20 protein-coding genes and 3 pseudogenes are annotated in these 20,304 nt (G+C 58.0%); 2 read left to right on the plus strand and 21 right to left on the minus strand.

Going from position 1 to position 20,304, the window contains the following annotated elements; translation table 11 throughout:
- Positions 1 to 95: 95 nt before the first annotated feature.
- From NKH30_RS33245 to NKH30_RS25640, 3 genes and pseudogenes are all read right to left on the minus strand, one after another.
- On the minus strand, positions 96 to 281 hold the full coding sequence (locus tag NKH30_RS33245; RefSeq protein ID WP_502911519.1) for a hypothetical protein: 186 nt from the start codon (positions 279 to 281) through the stop codon (positions 96 to 98).
- Positions 282 to 712: 431 nt separating this feature from the next.
- Positions 713 to 926 (minus strand): annotated as a pseudogene (locus tag NKH30_RS25635) (helix-turn-helix domain-containing protein).
- 174 nt (positions 927 to 1,100) lie between these two features.
- A complete protein-coding gene (locus NKH30_RS25640) occupies positions 1,101 to 1,346 on the minus strand; it encodes a helix-turn-helix domain-containing protein (protein WP_352755772.1) in 246 nt (81 codons plus the stop codon).
- A gap of 116 nt (positions 1,347 to 1,462) precedes the next feature.
- On the opposite strand from NKH30_RS25640, the gene NKH30_RS25645 reads away from it, so the two are divergent.
- Positions 1,463 to 1,738, plus strand: coding sequence for a DNA -binding domain-containing protein (locus NKH30_RS25645; RefSeq protein ID WP_352473864.1), 276 nt, complete (start codon positions 1,463 to 1,465; stop codon positions 1,736 to 1,738).
- A 12-nt stretch (positions 1,739 to 1,750) separates the two neighbouring features.
- Here the strand turns inward: NKH30_RS25645 and NKH30_RS25650 are convergent, their stop codons facing one another.
- From NKH30_RS25650 to NKH30_RS25730, 17 genes and pseudogenes are all read right to left on the minus strand, one after another.
- Positions 1,751 to 2,026: a DNA -binding domain-containing protein gene (locus NKH30_RS25650; RefSeq protein ID WP_352746552.1), complete on the minus strand. Its 276-nt coding sequence runs from the start codon at positions 2,024 to 2,026 to the stop codon at positions 1,751 to 1,753.
- 277 nt (positions 2,027 to 2,303) lie between these two features.
- Complete coding sequence (locus NKH30_RS25655) at positions 2,304 to 2,561, minus strand: transcriptional regulator domain-containing protein (RefSeq protein WP_352746472.1); 258 nt, start codon at positions 2,559 to 2,561, stop codon at positions 2,304 to 2,306.
- A 33-nt stretch (positions 2,562 to 2,594) separates the two neighbouring features.
- Complete coding sequence (locus NKH30_RS25660) at positions 2,595 to 3,221, minus strand: acyl-homoserine-lactone synthase (protein ID WP_352997463.1); 627 nt, start codon at positions 3,219 to 3,221, stop codon at positions 2,595 to 2,597.
- Between the two features lie 90 nt (positions 3,222 to 3,311).
- Complete coding sequence (locus NKH30_RS25665; RefSeq protein ID WP_352746467.1) at positions 3,312 to 4,040, minus strand: helix-turn-helix transcriptional regulator; 729 nt, start codon at positions 4,038 to 4,040, stop codon at positions 3,312 to 3,314.
- Positions 4,041 to 4,577: 537 nt separating this feature from the next.
- Positions 4,578 to 5,984: an aminotransferase gene (locus tag NKH30_RS25670; protein WP_352997464.1), complete on the minus strand. Its 1,407-nt coding sequence runs from the start codon at positions 5,982 to 5,984 to the stop codon at positions 4,578 to 4,580.
- A 563-nt stretch (positions 5,985 to 6,547) separates the two neighbouring features.
- Positions 6,548 to 7,000, minus strand: coding sequence for a ubiquitination-like system serine protease family protein (locus NKH30_RS25675; protein ID WP_352997465.1), 453 nt, complete (start codon positions 6,998 to 7,000; stop codon positions 6,548 to 6,550).
- Positions 7,001 to 7,005: 5 nt separating this feature from the next.
- Complete coding sequence (locus NKH30_RS25680; protein WP_352997466.1) at positions 7,006 to 8,460, minus strand: HesA/MoeB/ThiF family protein; 1,455 nt, start codon at positions 8,458 to 8,460, stop codon at positions 7,006 to 7,008.
- Positions 8,457 to 8,879 (minus strand): E2/UBC family protein, encoded by a 423-nt coding sequence (locus NKH30_RS25685; protein WP_352532159.1) that lies wholly within the window; start codon positions 8,877 to 8,879, stop codon positions 8,457 to 8,459. The genes NKH30_RS25680 and NKH30_RS25685 overlap by 4 nt, the downstream gene beginning before the upstream one ends.
- On the minus strand, positions 8,879 to 9,124 hold the full coding sequence (locus tag NKH30_RS25690) for a multiubiquitin domain-containing protein (protein WP_352532161.1): 246 nt from the start codon (positions 9,122 to 9,124) through the stop codon (positions 8,879 to 8,881). Before NKH30_RS25690 ends, NKH30_RS25685 begins: the two co-directional genes overlap by 1 nt.
- Before the next feature lie 206 nt (positions 9,125 to 9,330).
- Positions 9,331 to 9,828 carry an Lrp/AsnC family transcriptional regulator gene (locus NKH30_RS25695; protein ID WP_352997467.1) on the minus strand — a complete coding sequence of 166 codons (498 nt, stop codon included), beginning with the start codon at positions 9,826 to 9,828 and terminating at the stop codon, positions 9,331 to 9,333.
- 408 nt (positions 9,829 to 10,236) lie between these two features.
- Positions 10,237 to 11,781: a fumarate hydratase gene (locus NKH30_RS25700; RefSeq protein ID WP_352997468.1), complete on the minus strand. Its 1,545-nt coding sequence runs from the start codon at positions 11,779 to 11,781 to the stop codon at positions 10,237 to 10,239.
- A 6-nt stretch (positions 11,782 to 11,787) separates the two neighbouring features.
- On the minus strand, positions 11,788 to 13,221 hold the full coding sequence (locus NKH30_RS25705; protein ID WP_352997469.1) for an NAD-dependent succinate-semialdehyde dehydrogenase: 1,434 nt from the start codon (positions 13,219 to 13,221) through the stop codon (positions 11,788 to 11,790).
- A gap of 203 nt (positions 13,222 to 13,424) precedes the next feature.
- Positions 13,425 to 14,351, minus strand: coding sequence for a LysR family transcriptional regulator (locus tag NKH30_RS25710; protein WP_352997470.1), 927 nt, complete (start codon positions 14,349 to 14,351; stop codon positions 13,425 to 13,427).
- A gap of 129 nt (positions 14,352 to 14,480) precedes the next feature.
- Positions 14,481 to 15,380, minus strand: a complete 900-nt coding sequence (locus NKH30_RS25715) for an HpcH/HpaI aldolase/citrate lyase family protein (RefSeq protein WP_352997471.1) — start codon at positions 15,378 to 15,380, stop codon at positions 14,481 to 14,483.
- 135 nt (positions 15,381 to 15,515) lie between these two features.
- Positions 15,516 to 16,667, minus strand: a complete 1,152-nt coding sequence (locus NKH30_RS25720; protein WP_352997478.1) for a CaiB/BaiF CoA transferase family protein — start codon at positions 16,665 to 16,667, stop codon at positions 15,516 to 15,518.
- A gap of 16 nt (positions 16,668 to 16,683) precedes the next feature.
- Positions 16,684 to 17,937, minus strand: a complete 1,254-nt coding sequence (locus NKH30_RS25725) for a methylaspartate ammonia-lyase (protein WP_352997472.1) — start codon at positions 17,935 to 17,937, stop codon at positions 16,684 to 16,686.
- A 588-nt stretch (positions 17,938 to 18,525) separates the two neighbouring features.
- A pseudogene (locus NKH30_RS25730) lies at positions 18,526 to 18,804 on the minus strand (IS110 family transposase); the annotation flags it as partial.
- An 896-nt stretch (positions 18,805 to 19,700) separates the two neighbouring features.
- Here NKH30_RS25730 and NKH30_RS33250 point away from each other — a divergent pair.
- The gene (locus NKH30_RS33250) at positions 19,701 to 19,907 is read left to right on the plus strand and encodes a hypothetical protein (protein ID WP_502911520.1); all 207 of its coding nucleotides are present in this window, start codon (positions 19,701 to 19,703) and stop codon (positions 19,905 to 19,907) included.
- Between the two features lie 119 nt (positions 19,908 to 20,026).
- Here the strand turns inward: NKH30_RS33250 and NKH30_RS25740 are convergent.
- Positions 20,027 to 20,304, minus strand: a pseudogene (locus NKH30_RS25740) (IS3 family transposase); the annotation flags it as partial.

The raw sequence follows: 20,304 nt of genomic DNA on the forward strand, positions 1-20,304 counted from the left end.
AGGTGCTTAGATGCGCTTCGGACCAGGATGGCTATTGGGTATTGTTGATGGAATGCCAAAGTTAGGGTCTTTGCCCAGCATCAGTCTCCCGGACGTCATGTCAGAGCTATGCGCCTGCGTAAGGCGAGCACGGAGCTCCCTCGACGCCGACAAGATGCCTTGTTCAGCCATGCTGCGACAGCTGCTGTTCTTTTGCTGCAGGAGCGGTGGATGGCGCCCGGAGCATTCCTCGGCAGGCCAAGGCCTGCCTTTGCCCTGCCCCATGGCTTGACCCATGGCACGGTGCCGCGCTCCAGTTCGGCAATGATGCGGTCGGTGATCTTTCGGCAATGATGCGGTCGGTGATCTCCTGATAAAGGCTGGCGCCCGGGCGCCCGCCTTTGCCTGCGCCAGCCTCTCCGCTGGTGGTACGCTTGCTGTTTGCATGCATCGTTTCATCCTCCGCTCACCAATAGCCGCGCCACCGGGCAAGGCCAACCGACAAACCGCGCCGCCCGCAAGGGCGGCGGCCGTCTCAGCCCGAAGGGCTGCCCACGCCAAGGGGCGAAGCCGAATGGCCGAGACCGCCTGAGCTTGCCGAAGAAAAGCGGGCTCGGTTCACGAGCACCTGGTGCGCGTCGTCAGGCGCGCGGGCGCTCCTGTCAGCAGCATGAATGCCTGGAAACCTTCTGGTCGAGTCTCATCAACCGCGATTTCGTCCCTGCTTCCAGATCTATTCAGAATGAGGGTTGAGTAAATCGGGCGGCTCGATTCCGAGCACTCTGGCGAGCTTTGCCACCATATCAATGCTGGCGGCATAGACCGGCGCTCAAGTGCGCTGACATATGTTCGGTCGACGCCAGCCTCATGCGCCAGCGCTCCCTGCGACAATTTCTTTTTTGGCGCTGCCTACGCAGATTGCGGGCAAAGACCTCTCGGATTTCCATGCACGAGAAGCACCTCTTGTCGAGGATTTCACCACGGAGGATTCTCTACAAAAATCAGAGACAACAAAGGGGAGCGGCTGCACGGCATCACTTTAGCGAGGGCAAATCCCGCTGATCCAAGAACTCAAGGACGTAAATCGTGAACTTTGACACCCAAACAAAGCGCAACGCCATCTACAGGTCACGAGAGCGACGCATTTGTGCCAGAAGCTCGCAAGGATCGATTTTGAGAGCCTCGGTTACGTCGAGAAACTCAATTACGTCCAGCCCACGTTCACCACCCTCATACTTGGCGACGAACGACTGCGGGCGGCTTAGCATTTCAGCAACCTGGCTCTGGGTGAATCCGATATTTTTGCGCGCCGCTATCAACCTTTTCAGCAGCCAGCGCTGGCGAGGTGATCGAAGGGATTTCGGCATCAGACGAACCGGCCAGAAAGAACTGGCTCACCGACTAATCCCAGTTTCGGATTATCCCAGTTTAGGATATTGTCCAGTCAAAGGCGGACGCGGGATAATTCATAGCGAGATATGAGATGGAAGACAGATTGCTCCAACCTGCCGTTGCCGACGAGGTCCCCTGGGCGGAGAGCCTGACCGCTTATGACAATGAGCACTTCAGGATCTATCTGAGACTCATAGACGCATGCGCCGGGAATGCCAGCGAAGAAGAGATGGCGCAGGCGATATTGGGCATCGATCCAGTGCAAGAGCCGGCTCGCGCCCAAAAGGCGGTTCGCAGCCATCTCGCGCGCGCCCACTGGCTGGTGATCGCGGGGTACAAAGAGCTGTTCTCTGGCCAAGAGGCCTGATAGTGACGATCACTATAGAAGAAACCGCTTATACCCACCGTTCATAAGCGAGCGCCCGCGTCTGACTGCACGGCGGACGCTGTCGCGAAGATGGTCACCGGGGTCGGCCCAGTCCTGCTCGACGCGGGTTCTACCGAAGAGGGCGAGGCCGATCTCGCGGTGTGGCGCGCCAGCGATGGAGCCATCGAGCGCACGCAAGACTCGGCGCAACCGCGTGCGACGGGGTTCGGTTGGAAAGAATCCCGATTGCAGCCTTCCGGTCGAACGGAGGCCGTTCAGACATTCCATCCCGTTCAGGCGTTGCTTGAGTTCCTCAGGCGGCCAGAAGACGGAGGAAGTCAATCGCACAGGTTCGAGGAGGCTGACGCCTGAAGCAGCCAACTGCAAGCTCCTGCCATTGTCCTCGACAAGGACGTGCTGATGCCCGTCTCCCGTAACGAGTATGGAGATGCGGCAGGAGCGCGCGGCGAGATCGAGCACGTCGATCCCGCCAGGCCGCGCCGCTCTTTCGGCAGCAAGGGGCAAAACATGCGGACATTGGCGGGGGCACCAGAAGACGCTCGCATCATTTGCTTTCGAGCTTGCAAAACAGAAGGCCCCACCGCGAAAGATCGGCAGTGTTCGACGGCAGGCTGATTATGTCCACGGCCCCGGCGTTCGTACGCTCGGCACGGCGCAGCGCGTTCGCCAGATCGTTCTGGAAGTCCGGATTGCGCCTGAGGAATTCCCAGGCCCAGCCTCGGCTGGTCAGCCGCTCGACATAGCCATAGGCATCATCATCTTGCCAGTCCGGCCACGCAGGGCCAGGTCTTGTTTCGTCCATTGCATTATTTCCAGAAAGGGTTGGATTGCAGGCTCAGGCGATCTTAATGACCGGGGTCCACAGGACCGGGCCCTTGAGCCCGCCATTGCGATGGAGGGCTTCCAAGCTCTCTCTCGAGACGTCGAGATATCCGGCAACGGCGCGTGTGTTGCCAATTGTTTGCGGATCGGACAGCCGTTCGAGTGGCCAGCCGGCGCGACGCAAGATGCGCTCTATGCGCAGATCGGTTACGGTGACGATGCTGGGCAGACCGCGTGACAAACCAAACTCAACCATTCCGGCAAACAGCTCGTAGGTGCCAATTGCGATGCCCGCCTGTTTGGGCGCGGAAGGCGGCAGATCAAGCGCAAAACGGCTGCTTTCCCAAACACGCGGATCTTCCGGCGCTGGACGGTCGGCAAGGAGAGCGAAGAAGCTATCGCGCAGCATCGTCGGTCCTGTAGTCGGCAACAGGCGCACGCAGCCGTCGATGCCTCCGGCGGGCGCACGCAGCAATAGGTAATGGGGACGAAGCGCGTCGAACGGATCGACCTCAAAGCCACCGCTGAACGAAACGTCCCAATCAAGTCGATCCCTGAAAACGCGATACCGCAAGCGATGCATCTGCTCGAGCTCGTCGCTGAACTCAGCGTAACAATCCGGCGTGATCAACTGCATCATGATGGCCTTCTCCCTCGCATGGATAACACCTGCGATTGAAGGCAAAGGCCGGAGTTGATACAACCTGTGTATGTGCCCAGGTTTCGGAGATCAGGTGAAGAGAGATGGCCGGGACAGTGCAAGCCGAACAGCTGCCTGAATAGCCGTCTTCACTCCAAGCTTATCCCTGGCGTTATCCCGATGAAAGGCCGCGGTGCGCCGACTGATCCCAAGGATGCGGCCGATCTCCCACGCCGTCTTGCCGCGAGCCGCCCACTTCAGACATTCCATTTCCCTTCGCGATAGGGCAACGCCAGCCACGGTCCTGCCGTCGGCCAGCTTGCGACAGGCATGAAGATGGAAGAAGACCGCGATGAGCTGCAGCACGCGATCATATCGATCAATCAGGCGAAAGAACGGTGGTCGCCTTTCATCGGAGGCGAAGGTCAGTGCTGCAAAAGTACCGGTGCTGTCATGGATCGGGATCGTGAAGCCGCAGTGAATGCCAAATTGCGTCGCCTCATCCATCAATTGTCGCTGCTGCGTCGATAGTTCGAGATCAGGACCGTGCGCATCCCAGTTGAACGGTTCCTGACCACCACGCGCCTGATGGATAACGGGGTCAATCTTTTCATACCGACTGTGAAGGTAGTGAGATGTCCAGGATTGAGGGTAGGTGGAAATCAGGCGCACCTTGCGGCCCTTGCCAGGCGAAGGGAAAAGATAGGCAAAAGACGGCAAATCGAGCGAAGAGGCAATCTCGCCCAGAGCGTTGCGCAGGTCCGTCGCGTCAGCGCTGTCTGCTATCTGCTCTACAAATCTATGAAAAGCGTCTTGCATAGCTAAACTGCAGTGAGTTCTGGCTCCTCACATAGGAGGCAAGAAGGGCCGGCCAAAGCGCAGCCATTCAGGGTAGAAGGCCCGGCCGGAGACTGAGCTCCGTGCCGGGCCGGTGCGCCTTGGGAGGGCGACATGTGCTTCGACGGCGCTCTTATCGACACCGAGACCTCATTCCAGCGTCATCTGCTAGCAGGTGACAGTTGTCCTCTTGGGTTTGCACTTCATCTGGTCGGGATGTCTGTTTGCGCGCTGTTGGGACTGTCTCCATGGAGCAGCTCAGCCTGACGGTAGATTGCAGTCTGTGGTCTCTGAGAGCGTCACCTCTACAATTCTTGCAGCAGCCCTACGTCCCGTCTTGGACGCGAAGGCGGTACGTACTGTGTGTTTCGGGATTGGCGTCGCATTTCGGCATCGACTCGCAGACCCTCCATGCAAGTAGCCTTAAAAGCCAAGAGCGTGGCTTTGCGCTCGCCAGCTCATCTGCCGGACGTGATATCCCGGTCGATCTGATTGAGAGGCTCATCCGGGACGTTCAGATCATATCGCGCCCTCCGCCTTCAGCGCGCGATAGGTCGTATCGACTGATTTCGCGGTTGCGTCGACGATGATGTCGATCTCTTTTCGGGTAATGATCAGAGGTGGGGCAAAGCCGAGGATATCGCCATGCGGCATGGCGCGGCCTATGACACCATTTTCAAACAGAGCAGCGGCGGCGCGTACGCCGACCTGAAGTCCGGGTTCGAATGGTACCCGCCCCTTCGGATCCCGCATTAGCTCCACGGCGGATAGAATGCCGACGCCGCGAACCTCGCCAACAATGGGATGTCGCTCCAGTTCGGCTTTCATCCGGGCTTGCCAATAGGGTCCAACGTCCCGAACATGTTCTAGGATATTTCTTTCCTTTAGCAGTTTGATATTAGCAAGCGCGGCCGCCGCGCAAAGCGTGTGGCCGGAATATGTCCAGCCATGGCCGAGTGGGCCGTGCTTTTCCGTTCCCTGTTCCAATACTGACCAGACGCGGTCGCCGATAATTGACCCGGAGATGGGCAGGTAGGCTGAACTCAGGCCCTTGGCGATCGTTACGAAATCGGGGCGCATGCCATAGAGGTGGGATCCGAATTTCTCACCGGTCCGCGCGAAGCCGCAGACCACTTCATCGGCGATAAGAAGGATATCGTACTTGTCAAGCACCCCCTGAATCGCAGTCCAGTATCCCTTAGGGGGCGGAACGATGCCGCCGGTTCCAAGTACCGGCTCTCCAATGAAGGCTGCAACGGTCTCTGGGCCTTCAGCGAGGATAAGGGCTTCAAGTTCGTTGGCACAGCGCCTGGAGAACGCCTCCTCATTTTCGCCGTCGCGCGCCTCGCGATAATAGTGTGGCGTCGTCGTATGGCGCACCAAATCCAAAGGCAGGTCGAAGAAATCGTGAAAAAAGGGAAGCCCTGTCAGGCTTCCGGTGACCAGCCCGGACCCGTGATATCCGCGATGCCGCGAGATCATCTTCTTCTTTTCGGGGCGCCCGAGAATGTTGTTGTAGTACCAGACCAACTTGATGTTGGTTTCGTTGGCGTCGGAGCCGGAAAGGCCGAAGTAAACCCGTCGCATGTTCTGTCCGAAATATTCGACCACGGCCTCTGCCAAGAGGGCGACTGGCTCGGTTCCTTGGCTCGCATAGACATGGGCAAACGGCAACTCGTGCGCTTGCCGCGCGATAGCCTCGGCAATCTCCGTGCATCCATATCCCATATTGACGCAATAGAGCCCGCCGAAACCGTCGAGACTTTTCCGACCCTCCGTATCCCAGATGTAGACGCCTTCTGCGCCGGCCATGATCCGGTTTGGCGTCTCGCCGCGGCTGTGCTTGGCCAAGTGTGTAGACGGATGAAAGACGAAGCTTCGGTCCTTCTCCCGCAGCTGCTCAGTCCCCAAATTGCTCAAGCTCATAGTCCCTCTCCTCGGGAGCAGTAGGCAGAAGACACTCACGCAGCCGCCTAGTGAAAACAAGCATACTCGCAAACACCTCTCGAGTTTCGCGGGAATGCACGTCTTTAGCCGACGAATTCACGGAATCGGTGTCGAACGCAGTGAAAAACCAAGGTTTCGGGTCTAGGAGTTAGCCCCTGCCTTGATGCGGACAAAGGGATCGATGCAGGCGCGCCGCCGTGCTCTTTTCGCCGGCGGATGTTTGCGAAAGTATAAAGCCCCAGGGCATCGTATTTCGAGATTGCACCGCCCGAGGGCTGCCATCCCAGATTCCCAGCAGAATCTCCACGACGCATTCTTCGTGTCACACAAGCTGATGCGCACGTCGTGGCAGCACGCATTGGGCTGATCAGGATTACCACCGTACTCTCAAAACCGATCCGCGGCGTAATGGTTATGAAGGCGTTCAGATCGCTGAGTGTCGCGGCAGGGTCCGAATGCTCGAGAAGGCCGCCCGGGGTCTCCTCATCGATTGCGAACGCCCTCATCGCATCACATCGGGTCCACGATCCCAGGACGTTGCTCTAGATTCTTCTTTCGTATGGATCTGGACGGGCCCGCCAAGGCTCGACACCGGTATCCCCACACCAGTAGACTCTTCCGTCTCTAAGCCAGAAATGGCTCATGCACCCTTTGTTTCTCCAGACAGAGGGATGCAAAGTCGGCCTCGCGTCTTGGCTTAGTTCGATACGCCACCTGGGGTTATGCGGCGGATGCATCGGTAACGAAACGACCTCGCCACAGCCACAGGGACACCTAAAGAGCGACCAGTATGGCCGCCCTTTGTGCACGACCGTGATGAACTGTCCTGGCGTGACCCCGTCATTCGGAGGTGTTTTTTCGACCACTTCATTCCGAGCGAAAACTATCCCCGGAAGTCGGTCCTCAAAAGAAGTCCTGTTGGATGCTTTTGGAGTACGTGGACCGAGGATGATTTCCTCCAGCCGCCACACGAGCCTTAGCAGCCAAGACCACATACGAATTAACTCGGCTTACCTAGTGACGGCATATCGAGCCGATAGCCATCCTCAGGCTTGAGCAATAAGCCATTCGGACCGCAGCAAAAGCATTCGGCATTGTCCTTTGACATATTGCTGTGAATTGCCATATGCACGAAGTCGTACCATATATTATCGCGGCTAATGTCGCTAGGAAGCCGTCGGTAGGGGCGCACCAGATCAAACAATGTCGCTACGGCCATATCGGCAGTCGCACTGGTGAATGGACCTACGCCGGGAGCCCGCTCGCCGCCCCCGACTAGATAGAACTCCGTCCGAAGCGTTTCTCGATCCAGCTCCCCGAGTTCCGGATGTTCCTTTAGCGCACTCTCGTAACTGAGCTTTTCCTCGGTGACGACGCCTTGGCACCTCAAGCACGCACCAGATTCGGGAAGAACTGTGCTAACCCGGCCTCTATGGTCACGCAGATAAGGCTGATGCTCCTGGTCGAAATCAATCTTGCCGGTGAGTCCGCAGTCGATAAGGCCTTGGCAATAGTAGTACACTGCCTGATTGAGGACCTCTCTTCCAGCAACATCGTCAGTACAGCCGAACACTAGGTCAGCGCTGGAGATTGCATCTATCGCTTCTGGAGACTCGTTCACATATGCCGGGATGGCAGCGACAGCTACCGATAGACCTAGGTCTCGTATGTATCGGGCCAACGTGGCTGCTTTACTCTCGCCGATATCATAACTGCGATATCCGCGGACGCGATTGAGATTGCTCTCTTCGAGCAAATCCCCATCGATAATGATGAGTTCGCCAACGCCGGCGCGGGCGGCGAGTGTGGCGACCGACGATCCCGTTCCACCACCTCCGACGATTGCGATGCGCAACGATCTGAGCTTCTCGTTGAAAGGCTTGCCAAAGGCAGCTTCCTGGCGCCGCAGCACTTCCGATGAAGTGGCATCATCTGCCTTGCCGAGATGAACTGCCAAGTCAGTCCCGAGCACACAGACATGCCGGACATCAGTCACGCCGTCAGGGGTCGCACCCGACCGAACTCTCGCACGCCACTGCCCGTCAGCCAAAACCATCGCAACAAGTGACACATCACGGCCGTTGCAGCCAGCGTATCCCCTCAGAATGCTTTGTTCGTTCAGATCATCCTTCGTGGAGAAGTCCAAAACGCCTCTTGGATGACTGTGGGCGAACCCCAACTCGATTCGCTCCCGCTCGCAACGAACGTAGACATCCTGAAACCTGCGCAGATTAATGCGCAAGTGAACCGGGGAGCTCTCTAGTATCCAGTCACCATCCATCTCAATCACGTCAACCGCCACAAAACGCGTTGACTGCGACAGTCCCGCTACGGCCCTTTCCATTTTGCGGAAGAGAACCAGCGCGCCGCGCTCGTGACCGTCAGGGTGCCCCGTCAACAAACTCTTGAGCCTGCTGTCGAGAGAACCGGTAATAGCAATGCGAGGTCCGTTCATGAACGCCTCGCGTCAGGGTATCTAAACGCCCACGAAATCCGATCCATAATCGTTTGGACGTTGTCGACTTTTGCTTTCCAAGGATTGCCATTCCAGTGCCTAGACCAGCGGCAAAACACCACGCCTGCGTGAGTACGTGAATCCTCATTGGGACTAGGCCCGCCAGTGTTTGGTATCAACCCACCGTCAGCCCTATGCAATCGCGGGTGGACCCAGAACATGTCGCCCCCCGAGATATTGTAGTTCTGCGGAATGACATACAATATATCGACCGCATCCGCGGGCTTTTCATCTGCCACATAAACGCCTTTCGGCAGCGGAAAGTTTTTGAATATAAGAAACCGGGCACCCTCTTGTTCCTCAAAATTGAGACCGGCTTTTTTAAGAATCTCGTAGTCAGAATCGAACAACAGTGGCATTATGCATTTCCGGCTTCGGAGCTTGCATCCTGGGCGTAAAACTTTTCGATCCCCGGCTGTCGCAGGTCGATTGAGTCATCCGCCCCAACCAGCCGACCGGGATGGCCTGCTACTTTCATATACAAGTCCATGCTATCTGGTATGCCAGGACCAAGGCCTCGCACTTCGGCGCCGGTTATGAACTGACTGCTCCATTCGTAACTCTCGTTTTCGATTTTGAATTTGTACTTTTCGTGCGCAGCCATAAGCTTTCATCCTTCTTTCGCAGTTTCTCGGTTGCCGGATTGCTCAAGCGCATCGTTGCTTTCCGCACGATAAATTGACGGAGCACACCCGGCCGACCCGGCTCTTTATACCGGAAATGCCTCTCAGATTTCGCGGCAATGTACGTCTTTGGCCAATAGATTCTCGGAATTGGCGCCGATCACCGTGGAATCAGCGCTTCAGGCGTTTATCTTTGTTTTAGGGAGGACAAAGGAATTGGTGAATTGGATTTCACTGGTTTCGTGACGACAAGGCTGTAGTATTGCTCGATCCCCAAACCGGCCTGTAGCAGTCCCTCCATGAAATCTTGATACGCAGCCATCGAAGGCGATGAAACGCGCATCAGATAGTCGATCCGCCCCCCGATAGCCCAGCAGTCGAGGATTTCCGGAATCTCTTGGATCGCGGTCTCGAAGTGTCGTTGATCCTCGAGACGATGGCGGTCCAAAACCACCTCCACCATTACAGAGATGATGCCCCCGATGAGGGCTGGACTGAGGCGCGCGTAGAACCCCTCAATGACCCCTGCGGCTTCGAGCACACGGAGCCGCTCCGAACAGGCTGAAGCTGAAAGGTGAATACGCTTTGCGAGCTCGCTTTTCGAAATCCGACCATCTGATTGGATTTCCGAGAGAATCCTCAGATCCCAAGCGTCTAGTTGCACGGGGCCGGATTTCGACTTCATGATCTTGCTCTCAAACGGTGGTCGAAAAGGGCAATTGGTGCCCAGCAATGTTATCATCAATTGAAGCGAGCGAATGTAGTGGACATATCTGTCTTCGGCCCGAAACGCGTCCGTGTGAGGTTGTCGAATGTCAGGTGACCAAGCAGAAGGGATGCAGAACAGTTGGGCTTTGCCTTCCCCTGCCCCGGTCCGGTGCTTGACCTGATTGGCAAGCTAGACAGCACCGAGCATTGATCGCATGGCCGGCAGGTCGATGCAGTCTTTACACTGAGCGTTTGGCATCGAGAGCGACTTGAAAGCCTTTCTTGTCTGGCTCGCCGAGGAGCAGAACCACAAATGGCCGCTGGTGTTACCGATACGGCCTATAATCCGAGACGGGACTCTGGTCGGATCGCGCAGCCGGCGGACTCAAACGCCGATGCTGCGTGCGATGCTATCGGCCGCCATGCGCTTTCGCCACTCGAGAGGCCCGGAATTGTGAATGGAGTTTCCCTCAACATCGACAGCCATGATGACCGGCAAGTCCTGCACCTCGAATTCATAGATGGCTTCCATGCCCAGGTCTTCAAAGGCAACGAGCCGCGCCGCCTTGATCGATTTTGAAATCAGGTACGCAGCGCCACCCACTGCGATGAGATAGGGCGTTCTGTGACTGACAATCGACTCGATGGCCGCCGGGCCCCTCTCCGCTTTGCCGACCATCGCGTATAGCCCAGTCTCGGCGAGTATCTTTTCAGTAAAAACGTCCATACGGCTGGAGGTTGTCGGGCCAGCCGGCCCGACGACCTCATCTCTTACCGCGCGGACCGGTCCGACGTAGTAGATTACGCGTCCCCGCAGATCGACCGGGAGCGGCTTGCCGGCATCGATCAGATCGATCATTCGCTGGTGGGCGGCGTCACGGCCCGTCAGCATCTTTCCGGACAGAAGAAGGGTTTCTCCGCAGCGCCAGGATGCCGTGTCTTCCTTCGTGAGCGCATCGAGATTTATCCGCCGGACGTCGGTTGTTTGCAAATCCTCATGACCGATCTGGGGCCATTCGGAAAAGTCAGGTGGCTCGAGCTGGATGGGTCCCGAGCCGTTCAAGGTGAACTTCAGGTGTCGGTTGGCCGCACATTGCGGAATGAGCGCGACGGGCTTCGACGCGGCATGTGTAGGATAGGTAGCAACCTTCACGTCCACGACCGTGGTCAGGCCGCCTAGGCCCTGAGCACCGATGCCTAGCGCATTAATTCTTTCGTAAAGCTCGATCCGCAGCGCCTCCTCCGCGTTTGACGCCCCCCTGGCGATCAGTTCCGACATATCGATGGGCTCGTTCATGGCCTCCTTCGCCAGCAGCATCGCCTTTTCAGCGCTGCCACCGATGCCGACCGAGATCAGGCCGGGCGGACACCATCCGCTGCCCAGCGTCGAAACGGTGTCGACTACCCAGTCGGCAACGGACGCACTGGGGTTCAGGGTGGTGAAACGTGCCTTGTTTTCCGATCCGCCCCCTTTTGCGGCGATGGTGATCTCAATCTGGTTACCTTGCACAAGGTCGACGTGGACGACTGCTGGTGTGTTGTCCCGCGTGTTCACCCGCCCGGCAAGCGGATTCGAGACGATCGATGGTCGAAGGGGATTGTCCGGGTCGAGATATGCCTGGCGGACGCCCTCATTGACGAGGTCCGCGAAACTGGCCGTTGATTTGATGCGGGCGTCCATGCCGACCTTGGCAAAGACAACTACGAGACCGGTATCCTGGCAGATCGGCCTCCGCCCAAAGGCCGCCATGCGGGAGTTCAGCAGGATCTGCCCGATGGCGTTCTTCGCCGCCGGGCTCTGTTCGCGAGTGTATGCCTGCGAAAGGTACCGGATATAGTCCGGGGGATGGTAGTATGAAATGTATTGAAGAGCGTCGGCGACGCTCTTTGTAATATCCTTGCCGGCGATGGTCCGTCTTGTCTTATTCACGAAATCTCATCCCAATGAACCGAACCCGTTGACCAGTTTCAGGCTCTGGAAGCTCCGCACCCCCTGCTCGCCTCCTTCATATCCATACCCGCTCTGTTTGACGCCTCCATACGGCGCATCTGCTGAAACCCCTTTCAGGTAATTTACACTGATCGCGCCTGCCGAAAGACCGCCGATCAGCGCCCGTTTCGTATCGGTAGCGCCGGTGAAGAAGTAGGCGGCCAAGCCATACTCAGTGGCATTGGCTTCTTCGATCGCCTCCTCGATCGTGTCGAACGGCGCCACGGTGAGGATCGGCCCAAACGGCTCGTCATGAAGCACTTTCGCATCCTTTGGCACCCCTGTCAGGATGGTCGGTGGCCAGTAAAAACCCGGCTGGTCAAGGCGGGTGCCGCCGGTTTCGATGCGGGCGCCGCGATCGACAGCATCCTCGATCAGACGCCGCATGGCCTCGATGCGCCGCGCGTTCGCCATTGGCCCCATGTTCGTCGCCGGGTCGTCCGGTGGGCCGATCTTGATCTTGCGGGCGGCTTCCGTCGTCCGGGACAGGAATTCCTCATAGACCGCCCGCGCGACGAGAATCCTGCTGGGCGCGTTGCAGCTCTGACCCGCGCACTCGAACTTGTATTCCGAAATTGCCGGTATGGCTTTTGCCAAGTCGGCATCCTCGCATACAACGACCGGGGAGTGCCCACCGAGTTCAAGAATGCACCGCTGCAAGTTGTTCGCCGCGAGCTTGGCGAGCTGTTTTCCAACCTCGGTAGAGCCCGTGAAAGTTAGAACCTTGACGATCGGCGAGCTAAGTAAGTGCCGGGATATTTGCACCGGAACGCCAAAGACGAGATTGACCACGCCGTCCGGGATACCCGCTTGTCGCAAGGCTTCGACGAAATGGACAGCCGCGCTCGGTGTCTCTTCAGCCCCTTTTAGGATCACCGGGCAGCCTGCCGCCAAAGCAGGGGCGAGCTTGCGGGCGATGAGAACGGCCGGGTAGTTCCAAGGCGTAAAGGCAGCAACGACGCCAAGTGGCTCGGGGACGATCATCCGGTTCGGGCCCATCGGAATAGGGGCCGACAACTCTTCCGCGTGCGTTCCGTTCCACTTCAGCGTTTCGACAGCGCGCGCGTACTCACCTGTCGCTTCGGCAATCGTCTTTCCCTGTTCGGCTGACAGGTCCCTAGCCGCCGCTTCAACCTTCGCTGCCAGAATTTTGGCGGCTGCTACGAGAATCTCGCCACGATCTTTTGCAGGCCGTGAGGACCAGGCATTGCGGCTGCGCTCTGCCGAAGCGAGGGCCTCATCCAGATCCGGTATCGTCGCCGAGGCCACCGAGGCAAATACCATCTCCGTCGCCGGATTGATTACCGGCAGAGTGGCTCCGCTACCCCCGGCTCGCCATCTGCCATTGATGAAAAGCTGATAGCTCGTGGCGTTGGACATCCCATGCTCCGCTTGAGTATTTCTGCCAATGCGAGACCAGTCGTTACCCGACCATGGACTCACTCCTCTGCAGTCTCATCGCGATGGTCACGCTGGGTCAAATATGGAATCTCGCCCAAAACCATCTCGAATCCAGATTGATGGCCGGCTCGGGCCCGGCCGTGGAAGCGTGATAGCACTGGGACTCGGTTTGACGGATATGCCTAAGCTCGGACCGGAGCCGTGGCCGGCCACTGCCCGCTCTCGATTAATGTCCTGGTGACATTGGGGATCAGCTTGCGGACAGCAGAGACAGCGGGAGATTGCTCATCTTTGGGGTTGACGGCAAGCACAACGGAGCGGGTAATCACTGGATCAATGATTTTAACCGTTCGGACCTGTCCCTGACAGGCTTCCCTCTGAATGGCCGACGGGGCAAGGATAGAATACGCTTTTCCTTCCATGACCATGTTAATGATCGTAGAAAGGGAGTCGACTTCGAATCTGACGTCAAGCACACAACCGTGCTGCGCAACCACATCAGCCACCGAACGCCTGACATTGTTGTTGCGCATGGGAACCGCTAGTGGGAACGCATGCAGGCCGGCGAGCGGTATCTCGTCTTCGAAAGGCGGTTCACCCGGCGGCACCACCAGGTAAAATTCTTCGCGTGCCAGCACCGTCATCCGGCCCGCGCTCTCGGCAGTGCGGTAGAGGACAGCCAGATTGAAGCGGCCCGCAGCCATCCATTCTTCCAGGGGTCCAGTCATGCCCTCAATCATCTTAAGGGAGATCCTTGGCAGCTCGTCTCTTACCGATTCAAGCAGCGGACCGCTAAGGACACGCGCGGCCCCGGACGGAATGCCAATGGTCACCTCTCCGGAAGGAGAAGCCACCGTGTTGGTCAGTTCTATCTCGGTGAGTCGAATTTCCCTGAGAATCGTGCGCGCCCGCTCAAGCAGTTTGCTTCCGGAGGCCGTCACACTGATGCCGGTTCTGTCGCGTACCAGCAGCTGAGTGCCGAAGCCTTCCTCCAGTTGACGCACGTGGAGGCTAAGGGCGCTCTGAGCGACATGCAGGAGCGAAGCGGCTTTCGTGAAACTACCGGCTTCCACTACGCCGACAAAGTATTTTAACTGCCTGATATCCACGGTTTAACCCAACTGAGTCAACTCGCCCAGCCCCTTTGGGGTTTATCTCGAAACGAGATGGGCCGCAAGTAATACTTGCTTGCGCACGGCAGGGAAAGGGCCCCGGTCGGACCATTGACCGGAAGTAGGTCAGTTGCCGGCGAGAGCCAGAATCTCGTGAGCTCGCCGCACCACAGGCGGGTCAACCATCTTACCATTCAACGAGAATGCAGCCAATCCGCGGGCGGCGGCATCGTTCTCCGCTGCAACAACAGCGCGGGCCCACTCGACTTCTTGTACGCTTGGCGAGAAAGCCTCATTGAATATGGCTACCTGTGTCGGATGGATCGCCAAGGCTCCGGCGAAGCCAAGCCGTCGCGCATGCGCCGTGGCTTCACGGAGCTTATCAGTGTCCGAGAACTCGCCGATGCTTCCTATGAAGCCCAGAGGGAGCAACCCGGCCGCACGGGCAGCAAAAAGAACGGAAAGGTTCGGGGCCAGAAGAAGGTCGAATTGCGGGGCGCCGCCAACAGCGGCAGTGAAGTCTTCAGGACCAAGTGCCATTGCAACCATCCTGGGATTGGCCGCCGCGATGGCCGCGAGCCTTTGCAGGGCGCCCGGCGTCTCGATCTGGGCAAGGAACCGGATGCGTCCCGGCGGAAGATTTCTTTCTCGTTCAAGTTCTGAAACCGCATTCGCGATCTCTAAAACCCACTCTGCCGAATCCGTCTTTGGAAGAACCAGTGCGTCAACACCAGCTATTACGGCTGCATCGAGATCGGCCGCCAAGGAGCGCAAACCACGATTCACTCGGACCAAAGCAGACGCGCCCTTGCGGGCCACCTTTGCCACGGATTCAGGAAGCCGCCGCCGTGCCTCATCCTTCTGATCCTGCGGAACGGAGTCCTCGAGGTCGAGTATGACGCCGTCTGCCCCGCGCTCATGGGCCGCCTCCACAAAGCGCAGAACGTGAGCGGGAACGAAGAGCAGGGATCTCCAGCGGGGTACAGACATCGGCCTTTCAACCGCCGGAACGGTATTCTTGATCATGGAGTCGCCTCTGTGGTCATTTTTGCGACGGCGGTGGCATTGAGCTTGTTGGGCGGCCGATGTGCTGAGATGACCCGAAGTGTGCACGCTTTCTATAGATCGCGAGCGCGCCCACCTTATCGACAAGATGCGCGCTCACGCTGACGCGGCTCTTTCGCGCAAACGTCCCAGAGCCTCCTCGCGGACACTCTCGGTATGAGCCCCAAGAGCCGGGACCGGGCGCAGCGAGGGGTGCTCGGCGTTGAAGATAGCCGCCGGCGCTATTGTGTCTACAACTCCTTCAGGAGTGCGAACCTCAACTCTCCGAACGTGTGGATGGTTTGAAACATCCCCCACTTCGTTCAGTCGGCCGTACGCCAAACCGGCGGCCTCAAGCTGCCGCATTGCTTCATCGCAGGACAGTTCACAAAAGCGCTTCTCGATGATCTCATCAAGACGCGCACGGTGACTAAGGCGCTCCATATTATCAGCAAAACCAGGCGTTCCTGTAAGCTCCGGCTGCTTGAGAAATTTCTCGCAGAAATTTATCCATTCGCGGTCATTCTGGACCGAAAAGATGACGTCTTTGCCGTCAGCACAACGATAGGCGCCATAAGGCGCCAGCGACGGGTGTCTCACGCCTGCGCGTACCGTGTGGTAGTTGCTGTAGTCGTTCTGCAGAACCGGAACATTCATCCAGTCGGCCACGGCATCGAACAGAGACACCTGGATGCTGGCGCCTTCACCACTGACCTCCCGGTGATAGAGGGCCTGAAGAATGGCACCATGTGCCGTCATACCGGCCGAGATGTCGCAAACCGAGACCCCTACACGCGCTGGCCCTTGTTGGGTGCCCGTGATCGCGCATAGACCTGTTTCGGCTTGGACGATCAGATCATAAGCTTTCAAATGGGAGTACGGCCCTTTATCCCCGAAGCCAGAGATGTCGCAGGTGATCAACCGTGGAAATCGGCGACGCAGGTCAGCAGATCCGAAGCCGAGTTTATCGGTACTGCCCGGCTTCAGATTCTGGATAAAGACGTCAGCAATGGCAATGAGCGTGTCGAGGACCTCGCGGTCCGCCTCCAACCTCAGGTCCAGACACACCGATTCTTTGCCGCGATTGAGCCACACGAAGTAAGCGCTCTGCCCCCGAACCAACTTGTCGTAGCTTCGGGCAAAATCCCCTTCCGGCCTCTCGATCTTGATCACCCGGGCGCCGGCATCAGCAAGACGAGACGACGCATAAGGCGCCGCAACGGCCTGCTCCACGGCAACGACGGTGATCCCCTCAAGACAGTTCTGCATACTGACACCGTGCTTTTCATTCAACGTTTTCGTTTTGAGCTCGACGGCGATTCAGCATTGCCAGCAAGCGGTTTTGTTCATTCCCAACAATTGAGAATCCCTCGTCGACACCCATTCCGGGCTTCGCAAGCATCATGCCGGCCTGGGTTGCCACCGAAATATGGACTGAAGCTTGGGCGGAGAGATCTGTCTCGGTACAACTTCCCCCGACATAAGCTCCAACGTTGTTTTCCTTGCAGAGGAGAACTGCGCGGGCTGTATCGGCAAGTGAGCCAACGTCGGGGGTCTTGATTTGGATGAGATGCGCGCCCTTGGCTTCGGCAAAGAGCCGAATATCCTCCAGCGTATTGCATCTCTCATCGACGACAACGCGTGCGTTGGAACCCCGGCTATCCAAAATAGCTACGATCTGGGCGTAATTCTCGATTTGAGCTTCTGTGGAACCAAAGTCAGCAGGGGACTCGACGTTGAGCGTGAAACCGGGAACGGTGTCGGCAACCCTGCAGATGAAGTCGGCGATCCGTTGCGACTCCAAGCCAATTTCCATACCGATCCAGCCATACACATCGAAATGCAGCACCGGCTGATACCCGGGATGGCCGAGTTCGCGCGTACGCGTTGCAACCCACCTCACAAACTCCATGAAGGTCTGCCCATCGGCGCCGAATTTCTGGCGTGAGTTGATCAGGCCGTGGGGAAGGACATCCACGGCTTTCAGGATCATCTTGTCGACGTTGATTTCGCGAGCGTCGCCACTCTGGCAGTAAATCGGGACTCTAAGCGTTGGCAGCGGTAGGTTAAATTCACTGCAAACGATCTCCGCCATTGTCGTACGTTGAAGGTGGGCTGCTGCTCGTAGGAGCGCCTGGCTGACCCCGTATTCAATCGCGAGAGGCAGCCGCTTGTGTTCGATAGGTTCGAAAACCTTGGCGCAGGCATCAAGATAGCGAGACACATCGACATCGATAAGCCGAGGCATCACGATCCGCGACGTCAAATCCGAGATTTGATCGGTTTCAAACAAAGCATCGCGTCCACCGGCACCAGAATACTGAACACTCATCATATCTCCCCAAACAACGGTGTCGTCGACAAGGACAAGCCCGACACCCAGCGAACAAGCCGGAACGCGAATGGATTGGAAGTCAGGCGTGATGGGATCGCCCACATAGACAAAACCGTCCTGCGAGGCACCGGCTCTTATGGCTGCCTGATCGTCGTAGAAAAAGGCGCCGTTTCCTGGCGCGAGGAGCACGTCTTTGATCTGCACTTCAGTTCGCTCGATTTCTGTCGGATGGCGTTGACGGGCGGATACAGTGCGATCCGCTATCCCGCCAAGTATGTGCCGCTTGGCATCGGGTCCGCCAATATAATCTTCCGGGTAATGCTATCGCGTTTTGAGATGGCTCGTGCCTAACTTTAGACGGCCGTCGCTCTTTTGTTCTTGAAATAGGATATGGCTGCCGCGCTCGATGTTTTCTCCGGTCCTCATCCTGGGGATACTTTCTTCATAGTCCAGCCGAACCGTCGGTATGTGGAGGAGCTTGCCAATCCGGATGGCAAGGACCAAATGGGGCGCGATCGATTTGGATGCGGAAGTCCGGCGCGCCCTGGAAGCGACGTGTTCACTCCTGGAGGAAATGGGTCACGTGCTGGTGGAATCATGCCGATATCAACGCACCTTCGATGAGACCCCGGCATAGATGTACTTCCAAACGGGCGAGAGCGACAATCGTCGGTTTGTAATATTCGTTCTTCGTTACCCTCGCCTTGAATCAGCGGCTAAGAGCCCTCTCTGATTGGGGGTCGTCAAGCCACTCCTGCACCTTTTTTCTGGACCGTCCCGTAGGTCACTCGCATCGCGATCGGTCTTGTTCGGCATCGTCTTCATCGCTGCATTGGCACCCGCCTCGATGCAGATCGCCGGCAGGCCTTCGGCGCGCAATCCGTCGTGAAGCCAGGCCGTCAGCGAGCACGCTTCCAGGCCGATCCGCTCCAGCGCAAGCCCGACTTCGCGGAGCGCTTTGCTCAACGGCTCCGGCTCGCTCGCCGCACGCGTTTCCTTGACGATCCGGCCGCTCTCCTCGACCTGCGCGGTCTCTTTCAAATACATGTCCAGTCCGGCAACATACTTCATGGCTGTCTCCTTTCCGATGCTTGTGGCCAATCAAGATCGACCACGTTCTCACATCTCGACAGGAGCAGCCGCCATCATCGGGGCTCAACAGAGACCCTGGCCAAATCAGGCAAGAGGAAGAGGCCGTGTTTGCCATAACTCGTTAGGCAAGAGTGTGTTTGCGAGGATCGAGGATAGCGAGCTGCGGCGGCGAGCTGCGCACCATGGGCGAAGATCGCGAGGAGGTCATGCGTGAGCTCAATGAGAGGGGCCTAGTGTTCCGATGCTGACGTAGGATTCAAAATCGGCTCAGACCTGCGAGTCTGGGCCGATGAGAAAGATCGAACGGATTTCGATCAGCGGTGCTGATCGTGAACGCTTGGAACGGCTGGTCGGGCGGAACACGCCCCAGAAATTTGGAGAGCGGATGGTGCTTTGGCAAGCGACGGGTTGACGGCGGAGGCGATTGCGGCAGCGGTTGGAAAGGGCTTGCTTACGGTGCGCCGCTGGGGCCGCCGCTATATGGCCAAGGAGGTAACGGACTCTTGTGGGACACCACCCGGCCCTCGCGCGTCAAGCCGCTGAGCCCTGAGACGATCAAGTGGGTAGTGCACATGATGCTTCACGAGAACCCGCCCAATGCCACCCATTGGAGCGGCGCAGCATGGCGACAGCGGCCGGGATATCCTTGAGCAGCATTCAGCGGATCTGGCGTGCACACGGGCTGAAGCCGCACCTGGTCAAGACATTCAAAGTCTCGAGCGACAAGAACTTCGCCGCCAAGGTCGAGGACTGGTCGGGCTCTATCTCAATCCGCCGGACAAGGCGCTGGTCCTGTGCGTCGATGAAAAGAGCCAAATCCAGGCTCTCGACCGCACTCAGCCGGGCTGCCCATGAGGAAGGGCCGCGCTGGCACCATGACCCAGGACTACAAGCGAAACGGCACCACGACCCTGTTCGCCGCGTTGAACATGCTGGACGGCAAGGTTATCGGGACCTGCATGCCACGCCATCGGCACCGCGAGTTCCTGCGCTTTCTCAAGCTGATCGATCAGCAAACGCAACCGACCTCGACCGCCATGTCATCGTCGACAACTATGCCACCCATAATACTGCCGGGGTGAGGCGCTGGCTTAAGGCGCACGCCCGCATCAAGAAAACCCGATCAGGTCGGCTTCACTGTGCAACCGAGACGAACCTTTCGTGGGTCAGCCGCAATAGGCGGTGACCTTGCCCCCAGTTTCTATCCAGTTTTGAGTTCGTTTCCGGCGTGGGTTGTGCCCTGCTGGGCGGGTGAAGCGGCGGGCGCTGGCGCGGAGCCTTTGGCATAGCGCAGCGCGAGCGACCGTCGCAGATTGAAGGTGGTGGCGAACTCGGCCGGTGTCTGCCAGGCGATTTGGGAATGCGGCCGCGCGGTGTTGTACAACACGACGAGAGAACGCCCACGGGACCGAGGAACGCAAGTTTCTTTATCCATGGCATCCCTGGGCCGGGCGTTGTGTTCACGTTCATGAGGTGATC

The sequence above is a fragment of the Mesorhizobium sp. M1273 genome, from assembly GCF_040318195.1.
GTDB lineage: Bacteria > Pseudomonadota > Alphaproteobacteria > Rhizobiales > Rhizobiaceae > Mesorhizobium.